At 62.3% G+C, this 23,566-nt stretch carries 16 protein-coding genes; all 16 read left to right on the top strand.

What is annotated here, in order from left to right:
• Nucleotides 1-3: 3 nt before the first annotated feature.
• The 16 genes from WD012_RS05375 (at nucleotide 4) to WD012_RS05300 (ending at nucleotide 23,463) form a co-directional block, all read left to right on the top strand.
• The gene (locus WD012_RS05375) at nucleotides 4-972 is read left to right on the top strand and encodes an ABC transporter permease (protein WP_033505221.1); all 969 of its coding nucleotides are present in this window, start codon (nucleotides 4-6) and stop codon (nucleotides 970-972) included.
• Nucleotides 973-985: 13 nt separating this feature from the next.
• Entirely contained in the window at nucleotides 986-3,019 is a 2,034-nt protein-coding gene (locus WD012_RS05370; RefSeq protein ID WP_339562750.1) for a dipeptide ABC transporter ATP-binding protein, read from the top strand.
• 160 nt (nucleotides 3,020-3,179) lie between these two features.
• Nucleotides 3,180-4,040, top strand: a complete 861-nt coding sequence (locus WD012_RS05365) for an exodeoxyribonuclease III (RefSeq protein WP_339562749.1) — start codon at nucleotides 3,180-3,182, stop codon at nucleotides 4,038-4,040.
• A 137-nt stretch (nucleotides 4,041-4,177) separates the two neighbouring features.
• Nucleotides 4,178-5,074: a DUF3710 domain-containing protein gene (locus WD012_RS05360; protein WP_339562748.1), complete on the top strand. Its 897-nt coding sequence runs from the start codon at nucleotides 4,178-4,180 to the stop codon at nucleotides 5,072-5,074.
• 8 nt (nucleotides 5,075-5,082) lie between these two features.
• Nucleotides 5,083-5,835: a DUF3159 domain-containing protein gene (locus WD012_RS05355; RefSeq protein ID WP_339562747.1), complete on the top strand. Its 753-nt coding sequence runs from the start codon at nucleotides 5,083-5,085 to the stop codon at nucleotides 5,833-5,835.
• Between the two features lie 243 nt (nucleotides 5,836-6,078).
• A complete protein-coding gene (locus WD012_RS05350) occupies nucleotides 6,079-7,377 on the top strand; it encodes a class I SAM-dependent RNA methyltransferase (protein ID WP_339562746.1) in 1,299 nt (432 codons plus the stop codon).
• 267 nt (nucleotides 7,378-7,644) lie between these two features.
• A complete protein-coding gene (locus WD012_RS05345) occupies nucleotides 7,645-8,172 on the top strand; it encodes a GNAT family N-acetyltransferase (protein ID WP_339562745.1) in 528 nt (175 codons plus the stop codon).
• A 152-nt stretch (nucleotides 8,173-8,324) separates the two neighbouring features.
• A complete protein-coding gene (locus tag WD012_RS05340; RefSeq protein WP_339562744.1) occupies nucleotides 8,325-8,711 on the top strand; it encodes a VOC family protein in 387 nt (128 codons plus the stop codon).
• Between the two features lie 134 nt (nucleotides 8,712-8,845).
• A complete protein-coding gene (locus WD012_RS05335; RefSeq protein WP_339562743.1) occupies nucleotides 8,846-9,448 on the top strand; it encodes a type 1 periplasmic-binding domain-containing protein in 603 nt (200 codons plus the stop codon).
• Nucleotides 9,449-9,595: 147 nt separating this feature from the next.
• Nucleotides 9,596-10,660, top strand: coding sequence for a YeiH family protein (locus WD012_RS05330; protein WP_339562742.1), 1,065 nt, complete (start codon nucleotides 9,596-9,598; stop codon nucleotides 10,658-10,660).
• A 221-nt stretch (nucleotides 10,661-10,881) separates the two neighbouring features.
• Nucleotides 10,882-12,660: an oleate hydratase gene (locus WD012_RS05325; protein WP_339562741.1), complete on the top strand. Its 1,779-nt coding sequence runs from the start codon at nucleotides 10,882-10,884 to the stop codon at nucleotides 12,658-12,660.
• Between the two features lie 160 nt (nucleotides 12,661-12,820).
• On the top strand, nucleotides 12,821-13,681 hold the full coding sequence (locus WD012_RS05320; protein WP_339562740.1) for a LysR family transcriptional regulator: 861 nt from the start codon (nucleotides 12,821-12,823) through the stop codon (nucleotides 13,679-13,681).
• 96 nt (nucleotides 13,682-13,777) lie between these two features.
• Entirely contained in the window at nucleotides 13,778-16,327 is a 2,550-nt protein-coding gene (locus WD012_RS05315; RefSeq protein ID WP_339562739.1) for an HAD-IC family P-type ATPase, read from the top strand.
• Nucleotides 16,328-16,414: 87 nt separating this feature from the next.
• On the top strand, nucleotides 16,415-19,132 hold the full coding sequence (gene acnA / locus WD012_RS05310) for an aconitate hydratase AcnA (RefSeq protein WP_339562738.1): 2,718 nt from the start codon (nucleotides 16,415-16,417) through the stop codon (nucleotides 19,130-19,132).
• Between the two features lie 136 nt (nucleotides 19,133-19,268).
• Nucleotides 19,269-21,377, top strand: coding sequence for a GmrSD restriction endonuclease domain-containing protein (locus WD012_RS05305; protein ID WP_339562737.1), 2,109 nt, complete (start codon nucleotides 19,269-19,271; stop codon nucleotides 21,375-21,377).
• Nucleotides 21,378-21,534: 157 nt separating this feature from the next.
• Complete coding sequence (locus tag WD012_RS05300) at nucleotides 21,535-23,463, top strand: hypothetical protein (RefSeq protein WP_339562736.1); 1,929 nt, start codon at nucleotides 21,535-21,537, stop codon at nucleotides 23,461-23,463.
• Nucleotides 23,464-23,566 lie beyond the last annotated feature (103 nt).

Below are 23,566 nucleotides of genomic sequence, written 5' to 3'. Positions count from 1 at the left end.
ATCATGGCAGAACCATCACGCAATGACACCGCCCGCGTATTGCCCGGACAGGAACGATTCGTCGCACCGATTGACGAAACCCCGCTCCAGGCGGTCGACTCGATCGACGAATCCGCGCCGGCGGCCAGCATGTGGGCCGACGCATGGCGTACGCTGCGTCGCAACCCGATGTTCATCATCTCCGCGATCCTCATTATCTTCGTCGTGTTCGTCGCCCTCTTCCCGGGCGTGCTCACCAAGCAGAACCCGAACTACTGCAACCTCGACAACTCCCTCGAGCCCGCCAAAGCAGGTCACCCCTTCGGCTTCGACCTGCAAGGTTGCGACGTGTACACCCGCACCATCTACGGAACGCGCACCTCGCTGAGCGTCGGCCTGCTGTCCACGATCTTCGTGGTGGTGATCGGCGCGTTCATCGGCGCACTTGCCGGCTTCTTCGGAGGCTGGGTCGACGCGGTGCTCAGCCGCCTGACCGATATCTTCCTCGCATTGCCGATCCTGCTCGGCGCCATCGTCGTGCTGCAGATGTTCAAGACCAGCACGTCCATCTGGAAACTCGTCCTCGTCATCACGCTGTTCGGCTGGGTATCCACCGCCCGAATCGCCCGAGGCGCCGTCATGGAGGCCAAGAACCTCGAATTCAATACCGCATCCACGGCATTGGGTTCTACCCCGTGGCGCAATCTGATCCGGCATATCATCCCCAACTCGCTGGCCCCGATCATCGTCATCGGCACCACGTCCCTCGGCTCCTACATCGTGCTTGAGGCGACGCTGAGCTTCCTCGGTGTCGGCCTGCCGACCACCACGGTCAGTTGGGGCGGGGATATCTCCAGCGCACAATCCGTGCTGCGGACCAACCCCTCCGTCCTGTTCTATCCGTCGGCCGCGCTGGCGATCACGGTGCTGGCCTTCATCATGATGGGCGACGCCGTCAAGGACGCGCTCGATCCGAAGAGCCGTACGGCCTGACAAGGAGCATGTGATGACTGAGAACACCAATACCAATGCGAAGGCCGAGGCCGCACAGCGGCTCGAGGCGATGCAGCGTGAACAGGGCCCGCTGCTGGAAGTACAGCATCTGAAGGTCGATTTCACCGACGACAACGGGCACGATGTCCACGCCGTGCGCGACGCCTCGTTCAACGTCTACCCCGGACAGTGGGTGGCGATTGTGGGCGAATCCGGCTCCGGCAAATCCACGTCCGCCATGGCGGTTCTGGGTCTGCTCCCGGGCACCGGCCATGTGGTCGGCGGCTCCATCAAGCTCGAAGGCCAGGAGATCTCCGGTCTCAAAGGCAAGGACTATGACCAGCTGCGCGGCAGCAAGATGGGCCTGGTCCCGCAGGACCCGATGAGCAATCTCAACCCTGTGTGGCGCATCGGCACCCAGGTCAAGGAAGCGCTTGTCGCCAACCATATGGACATCTCGCATGAGAAGCGGTCCAAGCTTGCGAAAGCGCTCGCCGGCGATGAAGTCAACGTCAAAAGCGAAGACGACGAGACCTTCATCGGTTCGGCTGAACTCCCGGCGTTGCTTGACGCCGCGAAGCAGGCGCTCACCGAGATCGGCATGAGCGGCAAGAAGCTTGACAACGCCATGGAGTTCTTCACGGAAGAATGGACGCCGGGTTCCGAGACCCGTTGGCGTGTGGCCGACGACCTCATCAAAGCGGGCGTGAACGACGACAAGGCCTGGCAGATTGCCAAGGAGCATGTCACCGGTTCGAATATGAATGACCGCATCGCCGGCCTGCTTGACGAAGCCGGTCTGCCGGACGCTGCGACGCGCGCACGTCAGTATCCGCACGAGTTCTCGGGCGGTATGCGCCAACGCGCGTTGATTGCCATCGGTCTGGCATGCCGTCCTGACCTGCTGATCGCCGACGAACCGACGTCCGCGCTCGACGTGACCGTCCAGAAGCGCATTCTCGACCATTTGCAGACGCTCACCGATTCACTGGGCACCGCCGTGCTGTTCATCACGCATGATCTGGGCTTGGCGGCGGAACGCGCGCAGCATATCGTCGTCATGTACAAGGGGCAGGTTGTCGAATCCGGCCCGTCGCTCGAAGTGTTGCAGCACCCGATGCACCCGTATACTAAGCGGTTGGTCGCGGCGGCCCCCTCGCTCGCCTCGCAGCGCATCATTTCCGCGAAGGAACGCGGTCAGAATGCGGATGCACTGCTTGAGCACCAGGTCAAGGGCGAGCAGACGCTGGAGAAGAGCGAACACATCATCACTGTCGAGCATCTGACGAAGGAATTCAAGCTTCCGCGCAAGAAAGAGATGTTCAAGGCGGTGGATGACGTGTCCTTCTCCGTCAAGCGCGGTACGACGCTCGCCATCGTGGGTGAATCTGGCTCCGGCAAGTCGACGGTGGCGAACATGGTGCTGCGCCTGCTTGAGCCGACGTCTGGCAAGGTCTTCTACGAAGGCAAGAACATTGCGGACTTCGGCAAGGCCGAGCTGCTGGACTTCCGTCGGCATGTCCAGCCGGTCTTCCAGAACCCGTACGGTTCGCTCGACCCGATGTACTCGATCTACCGGTCCATCGAGGAGCCGCTGCGCATCCACCACATCGGCGACAGGAAGAGCCGTGCGCAGCGCGTGCGCGAACTGCTCGACATGGTCGAACTGCCCGAGTCCGTGATGACCCGGTACCCGAACGAGCTGTCCGGCGGCCAGCGCCAACGCATCGCCATCGCACGCGCTATGGCGCTCGACCCGGACGTCATCATCTGCGACGAGGCGGTGTCCGCGCTCGACGTGCTGGTGCAGGACCAGGTGCTTCACCTGCTCAACGATCTGCAGGCGGAACGCGGGCTGAGCTATCTGTTCATCACGCATGATCTTGCGGTGGTCCGCCAGATCGCCGATGAAGTGGTGGTCATGCAGCACGGCAAGCTGGTCGAGCATGCCACGACCGACGAGGTGTTCGACCACCCGCAGCAGCAGTACACGCGCGACCTGCTCGACGCGATCCCGGGCGGCAAGCTCAAGCTCGGCCTTGACTGATCGCAGTTTGCTGATCTAGTTGCATCCCATAACCGTCTACCGACGCCAGGGCCCTCCTCGGCGTCGGTAGACGGTTTTCTTTCTGCTTCTGCCGACATGACTTGCGGTATGTCAAGACGTGCCCTGCAGCCCGTAGGGGAGCGCTGCTAGGCTCGGAGCCATGAGCATTGTGATCACGACATCGAATGTCAACGGCTTGCGCGCGGCGAACCGCAAGGGCATCATGCATTGGGTGCAAGAGCATACGCCAGACGTGTGGTGCATGCAGGAGGTACGTGCCCCGCAGACGGAAATCGACCCGATTTTCAGCAAGATCGCGGACACCTATGCGGATCGCGGCAAAGTCGCCGACCCAGCTGATCTGCACACCATGGATGAGGTCTGCCGCATCAAGGGGCGCGCCGGCGTCGGGCTGTTGTCCGCGCTGCCGGTCGTGTCTACCCGGTATGGACTGCCGGGACTCGAGGAAGACGTAGATTCCGGGCGTTGGATCGAGGCCAATGTGCGTACCCCGCAAGGCTACGAGATCACGGTCGTATGCGTGTACGTGCATTCCGGCGATGTCGACGATCCGAACAAGATGCACCAGAAGTTCCGTTTCCTCGACACCATGCTCACCCGCATGGGCCAGCTGCGCGACGAAGCGGCCCACGGCGGCAGGCAGGCGGTGCTGTGCGGCGATTTCAATATCGCCCACACCCCGCTCGATATCAAGAACGCCAAAGCGAACGTCACCCATTCCGGCTTCCTGCCCGAGGAGCGCGCGTATATTGACAAGTGGCTAGGCGAGTACGAGTTCATCGATGTGATGCGTGAACTCGCAGGCGATATCCAAGGCCCGTATACGTGGTGGAGCCAGCGCGGCAGGGCGTTCGACAACAACACCGGTTGGCGCCTGGACTACCAGTTCGCCACGCCGGAGCTTGCGCAGACGGCACGCGGATTCACCATCGACAAAGCGCCCACCTACGACGCCCGTTGGTCCGACCATGCGCCACTGAGCATCACCTACGACGTGTGACCAGCGGCGTGTGACGAGCCGCATGTGTTGTCTGCAAGCCGCCAACATTGGCGACCTGCGGATGACATCACGCTTTCAGCCGGCTTTCATCTGCGGTGTTACGCTTATGATAGCCATATCCAAAGAAACGAGGAGCCATGGGATTGTTCGGATTCGGGAAGAAGAAGCATCGCGACGCCGTCGTCGAGGAACACGACGGACAGCGCGGGGATGACGACGGCAAGGAGTCGCTGCAGGGACAGGATATCGCCGTCGGCGATGGTACGGATACGAACACGGAAACACCCGTGGCGCAGCAGGATGCGGATGCCGAGGACACGGGGGACGACTATCCCACCGACGTAAGCGAAGAGTATGAAGGCCGCGGCGAGGACTGGGGTCCGTGGGATGTCGACGACGAATACGTTCCGGATTATGACGAGTATCTTGACCTCGGCGCCTATTACATCCCGTTCATGAAGGGCATCGAACTGCGGATCAAGGCGAGCCGCGCCACCAACGCGGTGCTCGGCGCGACCATTACCTACGGTTCGTCAAGCCTTGAAGTCGAGGCGTTCGCCGCGCCGAAGACGCTGGGATTGTGGGACGACGTGCGTGCCGACCTGCTGGATTCCAAGAGCGATATCGCCAAGGAAGTGCCGGGCGTGTTCGGCATGGAGCTGATCTTGCCGGTCCCGATCAAGGAAGGCAAGATGGTGACCACCCGCATCGTGGGCGTGGACGGCCCGCGCTGGATGCTGCGGGGCATCTTCTCCGGTAAGGCCGCCACCGACCCGGATAACGAGGAGACGCAGGCACTGAACCGCTTCTTCTCGCAGATCGTGGTGGAACGCGGCGAAGAGCCGCTTGCCCCACGCGACCTTATCCCTATGCACCCGCCGGTCACCCCGGGGGAGCGCAAGGCCGCGGCGGAACAGGCCGAGCAAGCGGACGCCGAGATTCCGCAGCGTCCGAAGGGCCCGTTCGACTCCGACCAGCAGGTAGAGCAGAAGACCACCCTGTCCCGTGGCCCGATGTTCTCCGAAGTGCGTTGAGCGGCGTGATGCCTGATTCCGCCCTCAATCGCAAGCCGCGTACCGGTGTCGCCGCGCTCACCCAAGCTGGGGACGGCGATTTCTCCGTCATCGAGGCGATTGGCGGCCCGCGTGGTGTCGTCGAATCGATGCTGCCCGGCTTCGTATTCGTCGTGATGTTCGTCGTCACCTCCGATTTGCGCCTGACGGTGATGGTATCCGCGATACTTGCCGTGGTGCAGGTGCTGGTCCGGCTGGTCCAGCGGCAGTCGGTCATGGGCGCACTGAGCGGTCTGGTGTCGGTCGCCATCTGCCTGGTGTGGGCGTGGCACAGCCATGAGGCGCGCAACTACTACATGTTCGGCTTCATCACGAATGCGGTGTATATCGTACTGCTGGCCGTCTCGCTGATTGCGCGGGTGCCGGGGCTCGGGCTCGTGGTCGAATTCATCCGGTCGCTGCCCACCGAGCATTTCCGTGACTGGTTCCGCGGGTGGATGGACGACAAGCCGCTCAAACGTGCCTACATGATCATCACCGCGCTATGGGTGGGCGTGTTTGCTCTCCGGTTGCTCGTCCAGGTTCCGATGTACCTGTCTGACCGAGTGGCATGGCTGGGCACGGCGCGTCTGCTCATGGGCATCCCGTTCTGGGCGTTGGCGATCTGGGTGTCGTATTTGATCGTCGCCACGCCGATGCACCGGCATCGCGAGCTGGAACGTGCGGCGCAACAGGATGCCGCAGACGGGGATTCCCGGCAGAAGGACGCGGCTGATCGCTGATGGTGTCGTTGCCCGCATCGTGCTGTACGGACGGTATCGTCGGGCAAGACCTGCCGGGCAGGAACTCCACATGGCGGATGGTGTGCAGACAGTGCGCATCATCCGCCATTGTCGTTGTTCGGCCAATGGGTTGTGCTACCTTGTTGCACCAGTGAGTCGCGGCCGGCATGCCGATGCCTTGGCCGCTTGACGGGCCGGCGCGCGTGAGCATTCGGCCGTTGGCAGGCAGGAAAGTGACGGAATATGCAGGCACAAGTGCGCATCGAACGGTATGCCGATCAGGGACGCTGCGTCGGCCATATTGATGGTCGTGTGGTCTTCGTCAGGTTCGCGCTCCCCGGTGAGCTCGTGCGCATCGAGCTTGACGAGCCGTATGATCGTGACGACCGGTTCTGGACGGGCGAAGTCGTGGAAGTGATCGAGGCCAGTCCTGACCGTGTCGAACCCGTGTGGCCGTTGGCCGGGCCGCTGGCGCAGGGCGGTGGCGTCGGGGGAGCGGATCTGGTGCATGTGAGTCTGGCTGGCCAGCTCGCGTGGAAGTCCGCCGTCATCACCGACCAGATGCATCGGATGGGACATATCGAGTGCGATCCGGTTTCCGTCGAGCGCGCTGACGGTGATGCGGAACTTGGCGGGTTGAACTGGCGTACGCGCATTGAGATGATCGCGGATGAGAATGGCATGCCGTCCATGCGCCGGCGTGGTTCGCATGCGCGGGTTCCGATCGATACCATGCCGCTCGCCTCGCGGGCATTGCTCGCGGTCGCGGACGCGGAACACGTGTGGGACGGCGGTTTTCAACCCGGTTCGCAAATCAGGCTGTCGGTGCCCGAACCGCGTGGCATCGATACCACGCATGCCGATTCGCAGGCGTTGCTCAAGGCGGTCGGCAACAATTACGCGGTACTGGTCGACGGCGAGTTGCGCTCCGGTTCCAAGCATCTGCGCGAATCTGTAAGCGTTGCCGGCGGAACCTTCGACTATCGCGTGGATGCCAACGGTTTCTGGCAGGTACACCGCATGGCCCCGGTGATGCTCGCCAACCATGTGATGGATTTGGTACGCAAGGCGCTTGACGGCCGCAAGCAGGCCGTATTGTGGGACTTGTACTCAGGCTCGGGCCTGTTCACGCTGCCGTTGAGCATGCTTGCCGCCGAGCGTACGCGCATGCTCAGCGTTGAGGGCGGGCGTACCGCTGTGCGTAACGCCCAATACAACTTGAGGCGTTGCCGGATCAGTTCCGTGGACGCCCGGGTGGGCGATGTCCGCCGCACACTGCAACACGTTCCCAGCGACCTGGCTCAGCCGGATGTCGTCGTCCTGGACCCGCCGCGTGCGGGGGCGAGAGCCGCGGTATGCCGTCAAATCGCCGAAAGCGGCGCGAAATCGGTCATCTACATCGCATGCGACCCGACAAGCCTCGCCCGCGATACCGCGACGATGGTGGGCGAACTCGGCTATCGTCTCGCCGACATCCACGCCTACGACATCTACCCGATGACCCACCATGTGGAGACGGTGGCGTTGTTCACGCGGGAGTGAGACCCGTGCGGTGAAAGCCCTTGACTTCAGGGAGTTTCCCGGTCATTCGGGATTTTCTGCCGGAGAGAATCGGAAACGCTCTGCGCAAACATATCCAGGATGGCCTGAAAAATAAAATGTGAACAAATTGTGACAGGGTCGAAACTCGCATCTGGATGTCAGGGGTCGAGACTTGAGATTGGATAACGGGCGCTGAGTGTAGGGGATGGATGTCAGAAAGACAAAACGGAATTTGGAGGTTAAGGCATGCACCATTGTGGAACCTGCATGATAGAAACGAAAAGATTATTGTTAAGAAAATTTGTAATAGAAGATGCAGATGCTATGTTTCGGAATTGGGCATCCGACAAAGAAGTCACGAAATTCCTTACATGGCCTGCTTATACAGGTTCGGAGACCGCAATGCAGGTGTTGGGCGAATGGGATACGTCTTATAAAAAACCTGACTTTTATCAGTGGGCAATCGTGATGAAAGATATCAATGAACCGATTGGATCTATTTCTGTTGTAGCCATTGATGAAAAAATAGAGGTGGCAGAAATTGGTTATTGCATTGGTCGGTCGTGGTGGAATCGGGGGATTGCCTCTGAAGCACTGCGCGCAGTAATAGATTTCATGTTCGACCAGGTTGGCGTAAACCGTATTCAGGCGAAGCATGATGTAAATAATCCCCATTCAGGAATGGTTATGAAGAAGTGCGGGATGAAGTATGAAGGCACCATGAGAAGCGCAGGCGTTAATAATCAAGGACTCTGTGATCTTAGAATATACGCATTATTAAGGTCAGATCGATAAATTCCAGTTTGATGTCTTGGCTTTTGATGGATAAGTTTCCACAGAAGGTGAACGGATTTAGATATGTTTCCGCAAAACAGGACACGTGGGTGGTTCGCCGATGAACACCTGGCGTAAGGCCGATGTGATATAAAGCAGGGAGGCTGACAGTCATGAACATCAAGAATCTTGACCATCTGGTCATTACGACGCGGAACCTCGATTCCTGCTTTCATTTCTATGTCGATGTCCTTGGTATGGCGTGCGATCGGAGCAACGGGAGGTATGCCGTACGTTTCGGGAACCAGAAGTTCAACATCCACACGAAGAAGGCGGAGTTTCTGCCGGCCGCCGCTCATCCGACCTACGGGAGCCTCGATTTGTGCCTTGTGGTCGATGGTGATATCGACTCCGTGAAACGCGAGATCGAAGGAAAAGGCTACCCCATCGAGGAGGGGCCGGTCGCTCGTCACGGCGCGCTGGGTGACATGGAGAGTGTGTATCTGCGCGATCCGGATGGCAATCTGGTCGAGCTGTGCAGCTACCGGGACCGCCGCTGACATCGGGCGAGTCGCGTCGGAGCATGCGCTGATGACCGCGCGACGGATATCGGCCGACATCTGTGTGCTGCGTGAAATCAACGAGAACAACAAATTGTGCCCCTCATTGCCGGCTAACGGCTAGGATGGGCCGTATGGCTAGGAACAGGGTCGCGGCGGCGTGTGTGGCCGCAGTATGCGCGATGGCGATGGGCGTCGCGCTCGCCGGGTGCACACCGAAAGGCGTCGCCGTGGGGGCGTCGCATGACGACACGCAGAACGTGGCACACGACAGCATCGATCGGCAGGATGTCACGGTCGGTGTGGTCGGGGCGTTGGGCAATCCGCCGGTGTCCGATGCCACGGTCATGAACGATCTTGACAAGGCGGGGTTGCGCGCGTTCTTCGCTTCCACGACCGACAACGCCGACGCGACGCAGGCGGCGCAGCAAGCGGTCCGGGATTGGGCTTCGCAGCGGGTTTCGGTAATCGTGATCAACGCGCTCGACGTCACGGACGCCACTGCACAATCGTGGTCTGATGCCTTGGGTTCCGCGCGTGACGCCGGAGTGCCCGTCGCCCTGCTTGACCCTGAGAATCCGCCACAGGACACCACGTTGTATGCTGCGGTGCTGCGCATGGGCACTGATTCTGCAGACAGCGATCGTAACGTCGGTGCATCGACATACAAGCTGGGTGCCGCGCTATCGCTGATCATCAATGACAATCCCCATCCCGCCACCATGCGTATCAGCTGATTCACGCAGGGGGTCACGGAGCGGGCGCGGGGAGCGCTATCTGAGTGTCACGAGGTGTGAGGTCCGCGCATTAGTATCGGAAAATCCGATACCAGACATTGAAGACACGCATTTGATTGATATATCGCCGTCAGACAAGATGGCTTCATGATACGAATCAAGACATTCCTCAAAGCCATCTGCACCACCGATATGCTGCTTGTCGCGCTCGTGACCTGCGCGGCATCCGTCGTCGGGTCCCTGCTGGCCGGCCTGCCGGCGTTGAGCCTGTTCGGGGCACTCATCATCGCACTGATCATTGGCATGCTTCTGCAAATCCCGATGCGCGCATGGTTCGCCGGCTCCGGCGCCCGGCATGCGCAAGGCATCGGCGGCGCTGCGGGGCTGATCGCCAACAAGCTGCTGCGGTTGGGCATTATCCTGCTCGGCTTCAAACTCAATCTCGACGTGCTGTTCGCCACCGGCGTCAAAACCATTGTCATCGCGGCGATTATTGTCACGTTCACCATCACCGTTACATACGTCATCGCCAGAAAACTCGGCGTCGACGAGCATCTCGCGATTCTCACAGCAGGCGGGACTGGTATTTGCGGTGCCGCTGCGGTCATGGGCCTGTCCGGATCCATCACCATGCCGAAGGACGAGGAACAGCGCGGACGGGATGACGAGGTCATGGCGGTGGCGACTGTCGCCATCATGGGTACGGTATTCGCGCTCACGGAAATCGCGTTGCGCCCGGTCCTTGGGTTGACCGACGTGCAATTCGGCACGATGGGCGGCGCCTCGCTCCACGAGATTGCCCACGCGGTCGCGGTCGGCGGTTCGGCGGGTGATGCCGGTATGAATGCGGCGATTATCATGAAACTCTCCCGGGTGCTGATGCTCGCCCCGGCAGCCCTGATCATCGGCGCATGGTGGACCCGCAGGCATGCCCAACCTGGTGATGGCCCGCGCAAGGTGCCGATTCCGTGGTTCATGCTCGGCTTCCTGATCGCATCGGTCGCCGGTACTTACCTGCCGTTCGTCGCGCAGTTCACGGATATCCTCGTCAAAGCCGCCTATCTGGTGCTTGGTATGGCAATGGCGGCCCTCGGCATGAACGTCGATTTCAAGGCGATTGCGAGCCGTGGCCGCATGGCGGTGCTTGCCAGCTTCCTCGCCTCGATCCTGCTCGCGGGCGGCGCGTTCCTCGCGGCGAAGCTACTGTTCTGATTGAGAAGCGCGGGATGTGCACCACACGCATATCCCGCGCGATTCCTATGTGACGTGCTGTCCTAAGGGGGTGTGCAATTGGACATGTTTCAGCCGATTGTCGATGGTTCTTCCCTCGAACCGATCCTATAATGGTGTTCGCCTCGACGTTGAGGCCCGGTGTTGCGAAGGCGCCAAGCCTCCACAAGACCGGCGGACGTAATGACGGCAAAGGAGTCATCATGTACTACTCGGCTGGAAACTATGAAGCCTTCGCGACCCCGGAGAAGCCTGAAGGCATCGACGACAAGTACGCGTATATCGTTGGGTCCGGTCTTGCCGGCCTGTCTGCGGCATGCTACCTGATCCGCGACGCCCAGATGCCCGGTGACCATATCACGGTCTTCGAATCCCTGCCGGTGGCGGGTGGCTCTTGCGACGGCATCTACGATGCGACACGCGGCTACATCATGCGCGGCGGCCGCGAGATGGACAACCATTTCGAGGTCATGTGGGACCTGTTCCGTTCCATCCCGTCCATCCAAAACCCCGGTGAGACAATCTTCTCCGAATACTACAAGCTCAACAAGCACGACCCGAACTTCTCCCTGTGCCGCGTCACCGAAAAGCAAGGTCAGGACGCGCACACTGACAAGAAGTACGGGATGAACCCGAAGGCCACGCAGGAACTGCTGCACCTGTTCATGGCCACGGACGAGGAGCTCGCCGACAAGACCATCGATGACGTATTCGACGACGATTTCTACAAGACGAACTTCTGGGTGTACTGGCAAACGATGTTTGCGTTCGAGAAATGGCACAGCGCCATCGAGATGAAGCGCTATATGCAGCGTTACATCCATCACATCGACGGATTGCCCGATTTGTCAGCACTGCGCTTCACCCGCTACAACCAGTATGACTCCATGATCCGCCCGATGGTCAAGTACATCACGGACGCCGGGGCGAAGATTTTGTACGACACTAATGTGACCAATGTGGTGTGCGAGGTGACGCGCAGCCGCAAAGCGGCCCGCCGTATCGAATACACGCAGGGCGGCGAGGCCAAGAGCATCGACCTGACCGACAACGACCTCGTGTTCGTCACCAACGGCTCGCAGGGCGATTGCACCGCGTACGGCGACCAGACGCATGCGCCGGTCGTGTCCATCAAGAACGGCGAAGGGCCGTCGGTCGAACTGTGGAAGAGGATCGCCGCCCAATCCCCGGATTTCGGGCACCCTGAGAAGTTCTTCAAGGACATCGAGGAAACCAGCTGGGAGTCGTGGACGGTTGACACGTCCAACAAGGAGGTGCTCGACGCAATCGAAGCGATCTGCCACCGCGACCCGCTGTCCGGCAAGATTGTGACCGGCGGCATCGTGACCGCCAGGGATTCGAGCTGGCTGTTGTCGTGGACCATCAACCGGCAAGGCCAGTTCCCCGACCAGCCGTCCGACCATTGCCTGATCTGGGTGTACGGCCTCAACTGCTGGCATGACAACGGCGATTTCGTCAAGAAGCCGATGGCGCAATGCACCGGCGAGGAGCTGTGCGAGGAATGGCTGTACCATATCGGCATCCCGCAGGACAGGATCAAGCAGCTGGCGAGCGAGGCATGCAACACGACCGCTGCGATGATGCCGTATGTGACGAGCTTCTTCGAACCGCGCCGCGACGGGGACCGGCCGAAAGTCGTGCCCGACGGCTCCGTGAATCTCGCCTTCGTCGGCCAGTACGCCGAAACGCCGCGCGACACCGTGTTCACCACGGAGTATTCGATCCGCACCGGCATGGAAGCGGTGTACACGCTGTGCAATGTCGACCGTGGCGTGCCGGAAGTATGGGGCAGCGTCTTCGACGTGCGTGACCTGCTGACCGCGACGGTCAAACTCGCCGACGGCAAGAAACTCACCGAAATGGACCTGCCGCTCAAGGACCGTCTCGCCCTGCGTGAACTGCTCAAGAAGGTGCAGGGCACCGAGGTCGAGAAGCTGCTCAAGGCGTGCGGGGCGTTGTGATCGATTGGCAGATGTGTTTGCCTGCCGATGGTGTGAATTAGGCGTCATTGATTGACGTCATTGATTGATATGGAGCCGTGTTCCGGTTTTTCCGGGATGCGGCTCCTTTATCCAACGGGATAGTATTCAATGGGGTAGTGCTCAGTGGGATAATACCTGTGTGTTCCCTTTGCTTGAGACGTTTGCGGCGGTGTATGAGACCGGGCAGTTCTCGATTGCGGCTGACGAGCTGCGTGTCTCACAGTCGACGGTGTCGGCGCGGATAGCGCAGCTGGAGCAACGGATGGGGACGCCGCTGTTCGAGCGGCATGCGCGCGCCGATGTGACCGCGACACGTGCGGGAGAGACGCTCTACCGCTCCGCTGTGGAACTTCTTGCGCAATGGCGGCAGACGCAGGAGGATGTCAGCCGGGCGGGGCAGGCGCGTGACCCGTTCCTGCTCATGATGTCGAACACCGCGGCGGTGGCGCTGCTGCCGAAGATCCTGGACGGACTGCGCTCTGCGGGTGTGCTCGAACGCATCGACATGCATGTCAGGACAGCGAATTCCGATGACATCGTCAAAGCGGTGGAACTGCACCGGGCACACATGGGAATCGTGGAGAAACCGGTGGCGGCGGAAGGCATCGTCCGTACCGCCCTGTGCGATGACCGGCTGGTGCTGGCGGGGGAGCACGCGCATGACCCGGATAACCCGCAGACGGTGTGGCTGCTGCGCGAACACGGGTCCGGCGTGCGCTACTACACGGACCTGTTCTTCACCCAGCGTGCAATCCAGCCGGCGCATCGCATCGAGATATCCGGCAACGCGTCGATTTGCGCGTGTCTCGCCGCGGGTTTCGGCACGTCGCTTGTTTCGCAAGGCGTGGTGCCGGCTGGTGTGCCGACCGCGGAGCTCGGCATGGACTTCTCCAGACGGTTCTCGGGCGTGACGCCGCGTTCCGGACTGACCGGAGTGCAACGACAGGTCTGCGGGCTGATTACGTCGCTGTTCGCCACGCGGCTCCATCCCGGAAGCTGAACTGGTGATATGCGGCGTGTCGCGCTGCTATCGTGGGATGAACGCGGTGGTGCCGAGACGTGGGATGCGGACTCGGCGGATACGAAGGAGGCCGGTATGGCGGCGACTCAGGGGAGGATTGCAAGCGCGGGCATGCCGCTTGTGGACGAGCGCGGCCTTGATGATGAGGCCGTGCAAACCCGTGTGGAACAAGGCCAGACCAACCGTACGGACGAGAGCACGTCCCGTTCGGTGGGCTCGATCATCCGCGCGAACGTGTTCACTCTGTTCAACGCGATCATCCTCACCGCGATGGTGGTCGTGCTGCTCACCGGGTCGTGGAAGGACGCGGTGTTCGGGTTGGTCATCATCATCAACACCGGTATTGGCATCGTCACCGAATTGCGGGCGAAGGTGACGCTCGACCGCCTGTCGATCCTGGTCGCCTCGCCGGTGTTGGTGCGCCGCAACGGCAAGGATATTGAAGTCGCACCGGCGGATATCGTGCTGGGGGACTTGGTATGGGTCCGTGCGGGGGAGCAGGTGCCGGCCGATGCCAAGATTCTGCACACGTGGGGGCTTGAGCTTGACGAGTCCATGCTCACCGGCGAATCCCGGACGGTACGCAAGAAGGAAGGCGATGCCGTCTATTCCGGGTCCACAGCGGTCTCCGGCATGGCGCTCGCCCAAGTGGAGGCGGTCGGGGAGCATAGCTATGCGGCGGGGCTCACCGCGCAGGCGAAAGTCTACAAACGCAATCTGTCCGATTTGAGCCGCGGTATCAATACGATTCTGCGGGTCATGTCCTTCGTGGTGGTGCCGTTGTGCATCCTGCTGATCTGGTCGCAGCTGCATACGGTCGGCGGGCTTGGCAACGCGATCGCGACCGGGGCATGGCGTCAGGCGGTCGTCTCGGCGGTGGCCGGCGTCGTCGGCATGATCCCCGAAGGCCTGGTATTGCTCACTTCGCTCAACTTCGCCATCGCAGCCATGCGTCTGGCACGGCACAACACGCTCGTACAGGATCTTGAATCCGTGGAAACGCTCGCCCGCGTGGATTGCCTGAATCTGGACAAGACCGGAACCATTACCGACGGTGGCATCGAGGCCGACGCGCTGGTTCCCGCAGCGGCCGACGATTGGGGGCATGCGGGTCTGGGCCATGACGAATCCATGCAAGCCACCTATGACCTGTGCAAGGAGGAGAATCCGAACGCCACCGGCCGGGCGGCCATGGAGCTGTTCGCCTCACAAGGCGTGCACCCGGGTACGGTCGCCGCACGCGTCCCCTTCTCGTCGGCCCGCAAATGGAGCGCCATCGTGCGTGACGACGGCAGCATCTGGATTATGGGCGCGCCTGAAGTCCTCGCGCGCGGCTTCGCTGACGCCGCACGGCAGGCGGGGCGGGATGCGTCGGCAACAGAAGCGCTGTTCACCCCGGTGCTCCAGCGCGTCCAAACCGAAGCGGCGCAAGGCCATCGTGTACTCCTGATCGTCCGCGCGCAACTTGTGCAAGGCCAGAGTCCCACCATGTTCGCGGACAACCCGGCTCTGCCGCCTGATGCTCGGCCGGCTGCCCTGCTGCTGTGCAGTGAACGGATCAGGCAAGACGCCGAGGCGACCTTGCGCTGGTTCCGCGACCAGGGGGTGCGTTGCCGCGTCATCTCCGGCGACAACCCGACTACGGTGCGTGCGATTGCCGCGAAGGTAAAACTGACCGGTGAGCGTGAGCCGGTCGCCGTTGACGCCCACGACCTGCCCCAGGACATCGACGAACTGTCCCGTGCGTTGGAAGGCATCGACGTGGTCGGCCGTGTGCTGCCCGAGCAGAAACAGGCCATCGTCAAGGCTCTGCACGCCTCACGTCATGTGGTCGCGATGACCGGCGACGGCGTCAACGATACACTGGCGCTCAAGGAGGCCGATCTCGGGGTCGCGATGGGCAATGCCGCGCCCGCCACGAAAGCGGTCGCCGAACTCGTGCTCGTCGACTCGAAATTCTCCCATCTGCCTGACGTCGTGGCACGCGGCCGCCAGGTCATGGCCAATATGGAGCGGGTCGCGAGCCTGTTCCTGACCAAGACCGTCTACTCCGCGCTTATTTCCCTCGGCGTCGTCCTACTGGCGATGCCGTTCCCGTACCTGCCTCGGCATATCTCGTATATCGGCGCCCTGACCATCGGCATGCCCGCGTTCATTCTCGCGCTCGCCCCCAATACGCGACGCTATATTCCCGGTTTCCTGGGGCGTGTCGTGCGCTTCGCGCTGCCGGGCGGTATCGCGGTGGGGTTGTCGGTCCTCATCGCCGAAGCCGCCATGCCGGGCGTACTCGGGTGGAACCTGTCGGTGCCGGCTGATCTCGCGGCGCAACGCTCCTGCTGCGCGATGATCGTCTTCACGCTCGGAGTGCTGGTTCTCGCCCTTGTGGCGAGGCCCCTGGCCTCGTGGCGAGGCATCCTGGTCGCCGTGTTCGCGGCCGCGGGGGTCATCGGCCTGTTCATCCCGCCGGTCGCCGACTTCTTCGCGTTGCATCTGCCACAGGGGAGCGCACTGGTCGCACTGGTCGTCGCGTTGGTCGCCTCGGCTGCGATATTCGTGCTCTGCCAGCTGACAAGCCGTCTGCTCGCGCGCATTGTCTCACATAACAGGCAGACACGCCAGAGCTGAAACGGCATCACGATACAATACAGAAATAACATCAATCGGCATCCATACCGAACTCAACCATCTGGCATTCGCCGGCTCGGAGGTAGCATGTCATTCAAAGACAGTCAACTGTCCACGCTGACCGTGGGCGACACCACATTCGACTATGTCAACATCGCGGATCTGCCCGGCATCGAGCATCTGCCGTACTCGCTCAAGGTGCTCGTCGAGAACCTCGTGCGCAACATCGACGGCAAGAACATCACCGACGAGCATGTCAAGGCGCTGCTCGACTGGGATCCGCAGGCCGAACCGAGCCATGAGATCCAGTTCACCCCGTCGCGCGTGGTCATGCAGGACTTCACCGGCGTACCCTGCATCGTCGATCTGGCCACCATGCGTGACGCGGTCAAGGAGCTTGGCGGCGACCCCGAGGTCATCAACCCGCAGGTGCCCGCCGACATGATCATCGACCACTCCGTGCAGATCGACAAGTACGGCGTCGCCGACGCGCTGCAGCAGAACATGGACATCGAATACCAGCGCAACGGGGAACGCTACCAGTTCCTGCGCTGGGGCCAGCAGGCGTTCAGGAACTTCCGTGTGGTGCCGCCGGGGACCGGCATCATCCACCAGGTAAACATCGAATACTTAGCCAAAGTCGTCATGAGCAAGGATTCCGGTCTTGGTGACGGCCGCAAGCTTGCCTATCTCGACTCCTGTGTAGGCACGGATTCGCATACCACCACCGTCAACGGCCTCGGCGTGCTCGGCTGGGGCGTCGGCGGCATCGAAGCCGAAGCCGCGATGCTCGGTCAGCCGATTTCCATGCTCGTGCCGCGCGTGGTCGGGTTCAAACTCACCGGTTCCATCCCCGAGGGCGTCACCGCGACCGACGTGGTGCTCACCATCACCGACATGCTCCGCCAGCACGGCGTGGTCGGCAAGTTCGTCGAATTCTACGGTGAGGGCGTCGCCTCCGTCCCGCTCGCCAACCGTGCGACCATCGGCAACATGAGCCCCGAATTCGGCTCCACCTGCGGCATCTTCCCGATCGATGACGTGACACTCGACTATCTGCGCCTCACCGGCCGCAGCGAGGAACAGGTCGAACTCGTCAAGGCCTACGCGAAGGCGAACCGCCTGTGGGGCGACACCAAGGACCCGCAGTACGTCGAACCGCAGTATTCGGAATACATGGAGCTCGACCTCGGTACTGTTGTGCCGAGCATCGCCGGCCCGAAGCGCCCGCAGGACCGCATCACCCTCGCCACCGCGAAGCAGACCTTCGAAGAGACGCTGCCCGCGTACGAAACCGACAAGACCGAACAGCAGCCGGTACCGGTGAGCACCGACTTCCGCGGTGATTTCGACGTGAAGAACGGTGACGTCGCCATCGCCTCCATCACCAGCTGCACCAACACCTCGAACCCGTCGGTCATGATCGCCGCCGGCCTGATCGCGCGCAACGCCCACGCCAAAGGTCTCAAGCCCAAGCCATGGGTCAAGACCTCCCTCGCCCCAGGTTCCCAAGTCGTGGCCGACTACCTCAAGAAAGCCGGCCTCCAGGACGATCTCGATGCTCTGGGCTACCAGCTCGTCGGCTTCGGTTGCGCCACCTGCATCGGCAACTCCGGCCCCCTGCTGCCCGAAATCTCCAAGGCCATCAACGATAACGACCTGACCGTCACCGCCGTGCTGTCCGGCAACCGCAACTTCGAAGGCCGCATCAGCCCGGACGTCAAGATGAACTACCTCGCCTCCCCGCCGCTTGTAATCGCCTACGCGCTCGCCGGCACCATGGACTTCGACTTCGAAACCCAGCCGCTGGGCCAAGACGCGGACGGCAACGACGTGTTCCTGCGTGACATCTGGCCGAGCAACGAGGACGTGCAGCGCGTGGTCGACGAGACCGTCTCGCGTGAGATGTTCGTCAAGGACTATGCAAGCGTCTTCGACGGGGACTCCCGCTGGCAGGGCCTCGACGTACCGAAGGGCGAACTGTTCGCCTGGGACCCGGACTCTACGTATGTGCGCCGGCAGACCTTCTTCGACGGCATGGGTGCCACGCCCGCCCCGGTGGAGGACATCCACGGCGCCCGCGTGCTGGCGTTGCTCGGCGACTCGGTGACCACCGACCACATCTCCCCGGCGGGTGCGTTCAAGGCGTCCAGCCCGGCAGGCAAGTATCTGGTCGAGCATGGCGTCGAACCGAAGAACTTCAACTCCTACGGTTCCCGCCGCGGCAACCATGAGGTCATGGTGCGCGGCACCTTCGGCAACATCCGCCTGCGCAACCAGCTGCTCGCCTCCGTCGGCGAAGAGGTCACCCCCGGCGGATACACGTATGATTTCCTGACCGGCAAGCCGTCCACGATCTTCGACGCCTCGCTCGACTACCGCAAGGCGGGCGTGCCGCTCGTCGTGCTCGCAGGCAAGGAATACGGCACCGGTTCGTCCCGCGACTGGGCAGCCAAGGGTACGGTCATGCTCGGTGTACGTGCGGTCATCACCCGCAGCTTCGAGCGCATCCACCGCTCCAACCTGATCGGCATGGGCGTGCTCCCGCTGCAGTTCCCTGAAGGCGAATCCGCGGAATCACTGGGCTTGGACGGCACCGAAACCTTCGACATCGAAGGCATCGACCAGCTCAACACCGGTGAAATCCCACACACCGTCCACGTGACCGCCACCAAGGGCGACGGCACCAGGATCGAGTTCGACGCGACCGTACGCATCGACACTCCCGGTGAAGCGGATTACTACCGCAACGGCGGCATCCTGCAATACGTGCTGCGCAACCTCATGGCCGGCAGGCAGGCCTGAGCCGTACGGTTCCATGACGGGCCGCGTCCGATTGGTGGCATCGGGCGCGGCCCGTCGCGTTTCTGCTTCGCCTGCCACTGGCGTACAATCGCTGGGAGAGACGGGACGCCGGAGTACATCATTTCAGGGAGGGCATATGGCTATCAGCGCGTTCGAACTGCCGCTGGGCAAAGTGTTCACATCGGATTACCAGCTGTCGATCCCATCATTCCAGCGTGCGTATTCCTGGCGTCCGGGAAACGTGCTGCAACTGCTCGACGACGTGCGTTCCGCATCCCAAACCCAGGAAACACCGTATTTCCTGGGATCGCTGATCCTCGTCCACGATGAGGGCCGTGACTATGAGGTGATCGACGGCCAGCAGCGTCTGGTATCCCTGACCATCATCATCGCGGCGTTGCGCGAGCTGGAAGACGATCCGGCGCTGGTCCACGACCTGACCAACCTCATCCTTGAGCCCGGCGACCGGCTGCGGCATATCGAGGCGGCTCCCAGACTCACGTTACGTGAACGGGACGCCGACTTCTTCACCTCCTACGTACAGGAAGGCAACCTCGAATCCCTGTTCGACCTGCGCGATATGGACATGGAGACGAACGCGCAGCGCAATATCCACGACAACGCGCAAGCGGCTTACGACAATCTCGCCGGGATGGACGCACAGGAGCGTCGCCGTCTCGCCTCCTATCTGGTCAACAAGGTGACGCTCGTCATCGTGACCACCGACGACCTGCAAGGCGCCCACCGGGTGTTCGACGTGATGAACATGCGCGGCATGCCATTGACCGTCTCCGACGTATTCAAATCCAAGGCTGTCAGCGCGATCGAGCCCACACAACAGGACCAGTACGCGGCCCGCTGGGACGATATCATGGACCCGCTCGGCGACGACCCGGCATCATGCGAGGCGTTCTTCCGCGATCTTCATCTGGTGGTCTCGCACAAGGTGGAGTGCTCGCGTCTGATCGACCAGTTCGTCGGTGACGTCCTCAACCCCCGAATCGGCACCGGCAAGATCGAACCGTTCATCGACGACATACTGGCGGCATACGCGTGCGCCTGGCGGATCGTGGAACAGCCCACCGGCACGAATCTGCCTCCGCAGGTCGTGTCGGCGCTCGTCGCGCTGCGCGACTATCCCAACGACGATTGGAAGCCCATCGCCATGTGGGCCCTGGTCCATTCCATCCGCAACCTCGGTGATCGGGATGTGGCCGTGTTCCGGTCGTCGGCAGGACACGCGCGTTTCGCCAACGCCGACCATGACGGCATGGCACCTGACGCGCATGATCTGGACAGGTTGATGCAGGTCCTGCACGCCACCGACCGTGCCTGGGGCGTGGACTGCCTCAACCGCGTCGCATCCGTGCAGCGCCGCACCCGCGCGGCGACCACCGTGCGCGACCTCGAGAAAGGCATCGCGCCCAATGCTATCGCCGGGCTGCGCGTGGACCAGGCCGCGGCGCGTCTTGCGCTCATCCGCATGCGCGGCGAAATGCCGAATGACCCGGCACTGCCCAGGCTGCTGCTGATCCGGGCGAACGAACAGAAAAGCGGGTATGCCATCTCCCGGCCCCGTAGCCTGAGCGCCGTGCACATCATGCCCGAACCCACCGGCAAGGACGACCTCGAAGCATCGTGGACGCAAGCCGATCTTGAATACTGGGCGGAACGCCTGGGCAATATGGCGCTGAGCCAGTCCAGCGACGAACGGATGTCCGGATTCACCACATTCGCACAGCGGCGCGCCAGCATGCTCGCGCTCACCATTTCACAGCAGTTCCCGCTCACCCGGGAACTTGAGGATATCGGCACCTGCACGCCGCAGACATTGGCCGCCCGTCAGCGCGATACCATCGCGCTGATCGCCCGATATTGGCGGCTTCCTTTCGACGGGGACGCCGATCAGGCCATACCGGCCGCCGCCGACCACACACCCGCAGAGCGGATCGGCAACGAGCCGCCTGCCAGGAACTCGCGCCGCGTGACCATCTCCGCGGTCCTGCGCGCAGGCCTGTTGACGCCGGGGGAGCGGCTGACCTGGCAGCGGCCGCGCAAGGGCGAACTGTGGGTGGCCGAGGTCACCCCGCAAGGGCGGCTGCGCATGGAAGACGGCAAGGAGTACACCACGCCGACCGCCGCAGCGCGTGCCGTAGGCGGCGCCAGTGCGGGATTGAACGTCTGGAAACGCAGTGACGGTACGAGCCTCGCGGATATCTGGAAGCAATACCGGTCGCGCAAGTGACTGGGTGCCGGGAATCAGGCCGCATCCGCCGAACCGGCATCCACGCTTCGGGCTGCGGTGAAACTGTGCCGACTTGCAGGCATGCCCAGACGACGCCTGCGCTGTACACTAAGGTGGGATTTGGACGTTCCGCGGCGTGTGAAGGGATAGGAAGCATATGAGCACGGTACGATATTGCCCGCATTGCGGTTCGGAAGTCTTCTATGACGGGGATTTCTGCGTCAACTGCGGCGGCACGCTCGAAGGTCCCGATCCTCGTGCCTCGGACACTCCGACCCAGGCGATCCCGCAGCGTTCCACGCTGATGCCGCCGGCATTCACATCCGGTGCCGGGCATCCGACCCGCCGGATGTCCCGCCGCGAATTCATCCAGAACGCGCAAATGGAATCCGTGAACGGTTCCGCCGACCTGGCGGCGCTCGCCGCGTCGACCAGCTCCTTCCTCGCCCAAGGCGGGGTGCGCCATGATCCGGCGTCCGCGGCGGATGGTCCACAGCCGGCGACTGCACCACAGGATGCGCCGACTCCAGGCGAAACCGCCCGCGCCGAGGGTTCTGCCGCGCGTTCTTCCTCCAGCGGTACAGGCGAGGATGTTTCCACTCCCACGCAGGATCGGGCCGAGCACCAAGCCGATCAGCCGGACGGGCACCCCGATATTGATTTTGCACTTGACTGGGCCTCGGACACGTGGGGCATCCCATCGCTTCCGGAGGGTATCTGGTCACTGGATTCCTCGTTAGACGCTGCCGGCAAGCCGGACACCGTAACCGGCGGCGAGCCGAACGCCGACACACTGGGTGGCCTACCGGCGGCAGACACGCACCCCGAGAACACCCCGGAACCTGAAAGGCCTGCCGAGCCCGCCGTGCCGGACACTACCGGGGAATCCGTCGACGCGGCAGCCGGACAGCAAGCCGCTGCTGAAGACGAAGCCGCGACAGGGCAATTGCCGGCAATCGAGCCACAGCAGCAGATCGAGCCCGCTGAACCCGAACCTGAGATCGAGTCCGCCGATCCCGAACCTGAGATCGAGTCCGCCGAACCCGCCAGCGAGCCCGCACAGGAGGCTCCCGCCGCCGCCCAAACCGGGAGCATCCCGCAAGCGGCGCCCCAGGCCGCTGACGTTGATGCCGATACATCAGACCGCCGACAGGCCGGGCCGGCCAATGATGCCGACGTCCCCACGCAAGTCATCGCACGTGCCGACGTTCCCGCGGACACCGGCCCGCTGCCATACAACATCCCGTCCGCGGAAATGACCGGGCGCACGGCGGCGGCTTACACTCCAGCAACCACGACATCGGGCATGCCGGCAATCGATATCCCGGATGAACCTGATACTGATATGGCCACCGTGGCCGTGCAACAGGGCGCAATCCCCGATGAGGCCGGCACGCAGGTGATGCCACAGGCTCATGCCGCCACTTCCGCCGAGACTGGTACGCCCGCTGCCCCCAGGACATCATCGGCGTCGGCGAAACGGTGGAAACCGATTGTCGCCGTGGGTGTCGCAGCGGTATTATGCGTCTGCGTCGGCCTAGGGATTTCCGCGGCCAGACGCCATGCCTCGCCGGCATCCACCGCGCAGGCGACCACGTCCGCGGCCACGGGTACGACGGCCACGCCGGCAAGCCCGTCGGCATCCTCATCGCCCACCACCACGTCACCGTCTGCAACAGCCACCCCTTCCGCGGCAGGCGTCTACACCAACAGTGCCATGGGATATCAGGTCTCCATCCCCGACGGGTATGTCTGGCATGACGAGACCGATAACGGAGCGTCCCGCACATTCACCGACGACTCCATCGGCATGACCATCGCGGTATCCGGCAAGGCCAACGCCTCGGGGGCCACGGTTTCCAGCGAATATGCCGCATGCGCCTCCGGGCACGCGGTGTCCTACCATCTGCTGTCAGGTGACATCATGGTGTGCAGCTATGCGCAGAACGGCACCATCACCTATATCAAGGAAATCGTGACCCGATCCAGGATCCTCACCCTGCGCTTCGACTACCCCCAGTCCGCCAAGACCAACGGTTCATCGGTGATCGACCAGGTGTTCCCCAGCTTCGTATCCACCCAGTGAGCCGTCGCCTTCGAACCATCGTCTTCGCAGGCGCAGCACCAGGCACAGTATACGGATGGGCCCGGCTCCCCACAACAGGGGCCAGGCCCATCCGTATACTGTG

The organism is Bifidobacterium thermophilum (assembly GCF_037482445.1).
GTDB classification, from domain to species: Bacteria; Actinomycetota; Actinomycetes; order Actinomycetales; family Bifidobacteriaceae; genus Bifidobacterium; species Bifidobacterium thermophilum_B.
The sequence above is the reverse complement of the archived record's forward strand: the minus strand, read 5'-3'. Positions and strand labels throughout refer to the sequence as shown.

Bases quoted from the DNA above. Each gene is read 5' to 3' on its own strand.
- WD012_RS05375 (WP_033505221.1), top strand. From the start codon at position 4: ATGGCAGAACCATCACGCAATGACACCGCCCGCGTATTGCCCGGACAG.
- WD012_RS05370 (WP_339562750.1), top strand. From the start codon at position 986: ATGACTGAGAACACCAATACCAATGCGAAGGCCGAGGCCGCACAGCGG.
- WD012_RS05365 (WP_339562749.1), top strand. From the start codon at position 3,180: ATGAGCATTGTGATCACGACATCGAATGTCAACGGCTTGCGCGCGGCG.
- WD012_RS05360 (WP_339562748.1), top strand. From the start codon at position 4,178: ATGGGATTGTTCGGATTCGGGAAGAAGAAGCATCGCGACGCCGTCGTC.
- WD012_RS05355 (WP_339562747.1), top strand. From the start codon at position 5,083: ATGCCTGATTCCGCCCTCAATCGCAAGCCGCGTACCGGTGTCGCCGCG.
- WD012_RS05350 (WP_339562746.1), top strand. From the start codon at position 6,079: ATGCAGGCACAAGTGCGCATCGAACGGTATGCCGATCAGGGACGCTGC.
- WD012_RS05345 (WP_339562745.1), top strand. From the start codon at position 7,645: ATGATAGAAACGAAAAGATTATTGTTAAGAAAATTTGTAATAGAAGAT.
- WD012_RS05340 (WP_339562744.1), top strand. From the start codon at position 8,325: ATGAACATCAAGAATCTTGACCATCTGGTCATTACGACGCGGAACCTC.
- WD012_RS05335 (WP_339562743.1), top strand. From the start codon at position 8,846: ATGGCTAGGAACAGGGTCGCGGCGGCGTGTGTGGCCGCAGTATGCGCG.
- WD012_RS05330 (WP_339562742.1), top strand. From the start codon at position 9,596: ATGATACGAATCAAGACATTCCTCAAAGCCATCTGCACCACCGATATG.
- WD012_RS05325 (WP_339562741.1), top strand. From the start codon at position 10,882: ATGTACTACTCGGCTGGAAACTATGAAGCCTTCGCGACCCCGGAGAAG.
- WD012_RS05315 (WP_339562739.1), top strand. From the start codon at position 13,778: ATGGCGGCGACTCAGGGGAGGATTGCAAGCGCGGGCATGCCGCTTGTG.
- acnA (WP_339562738.1), top strand. From the start codon at position 16,415: ATGTCATTCAAAGACAGTCAACTGTCCACGCTGACCGTGGGCGACACC.
- WD012_RS05305 (WP_339562737.1), top strand. From the start codon at position 19,269: ATGGCTATCAGCGCGTTCGAACTGCCGCTGGGCAAAGTGTTCACATCG.
- WD012_RS05300 (WP_339562736.1), top strand. From the start codon at position 21,535: ATGAGCACGGTACGATATTGCCCGCATTGCGGTTCGGAAGTCTTCTAT.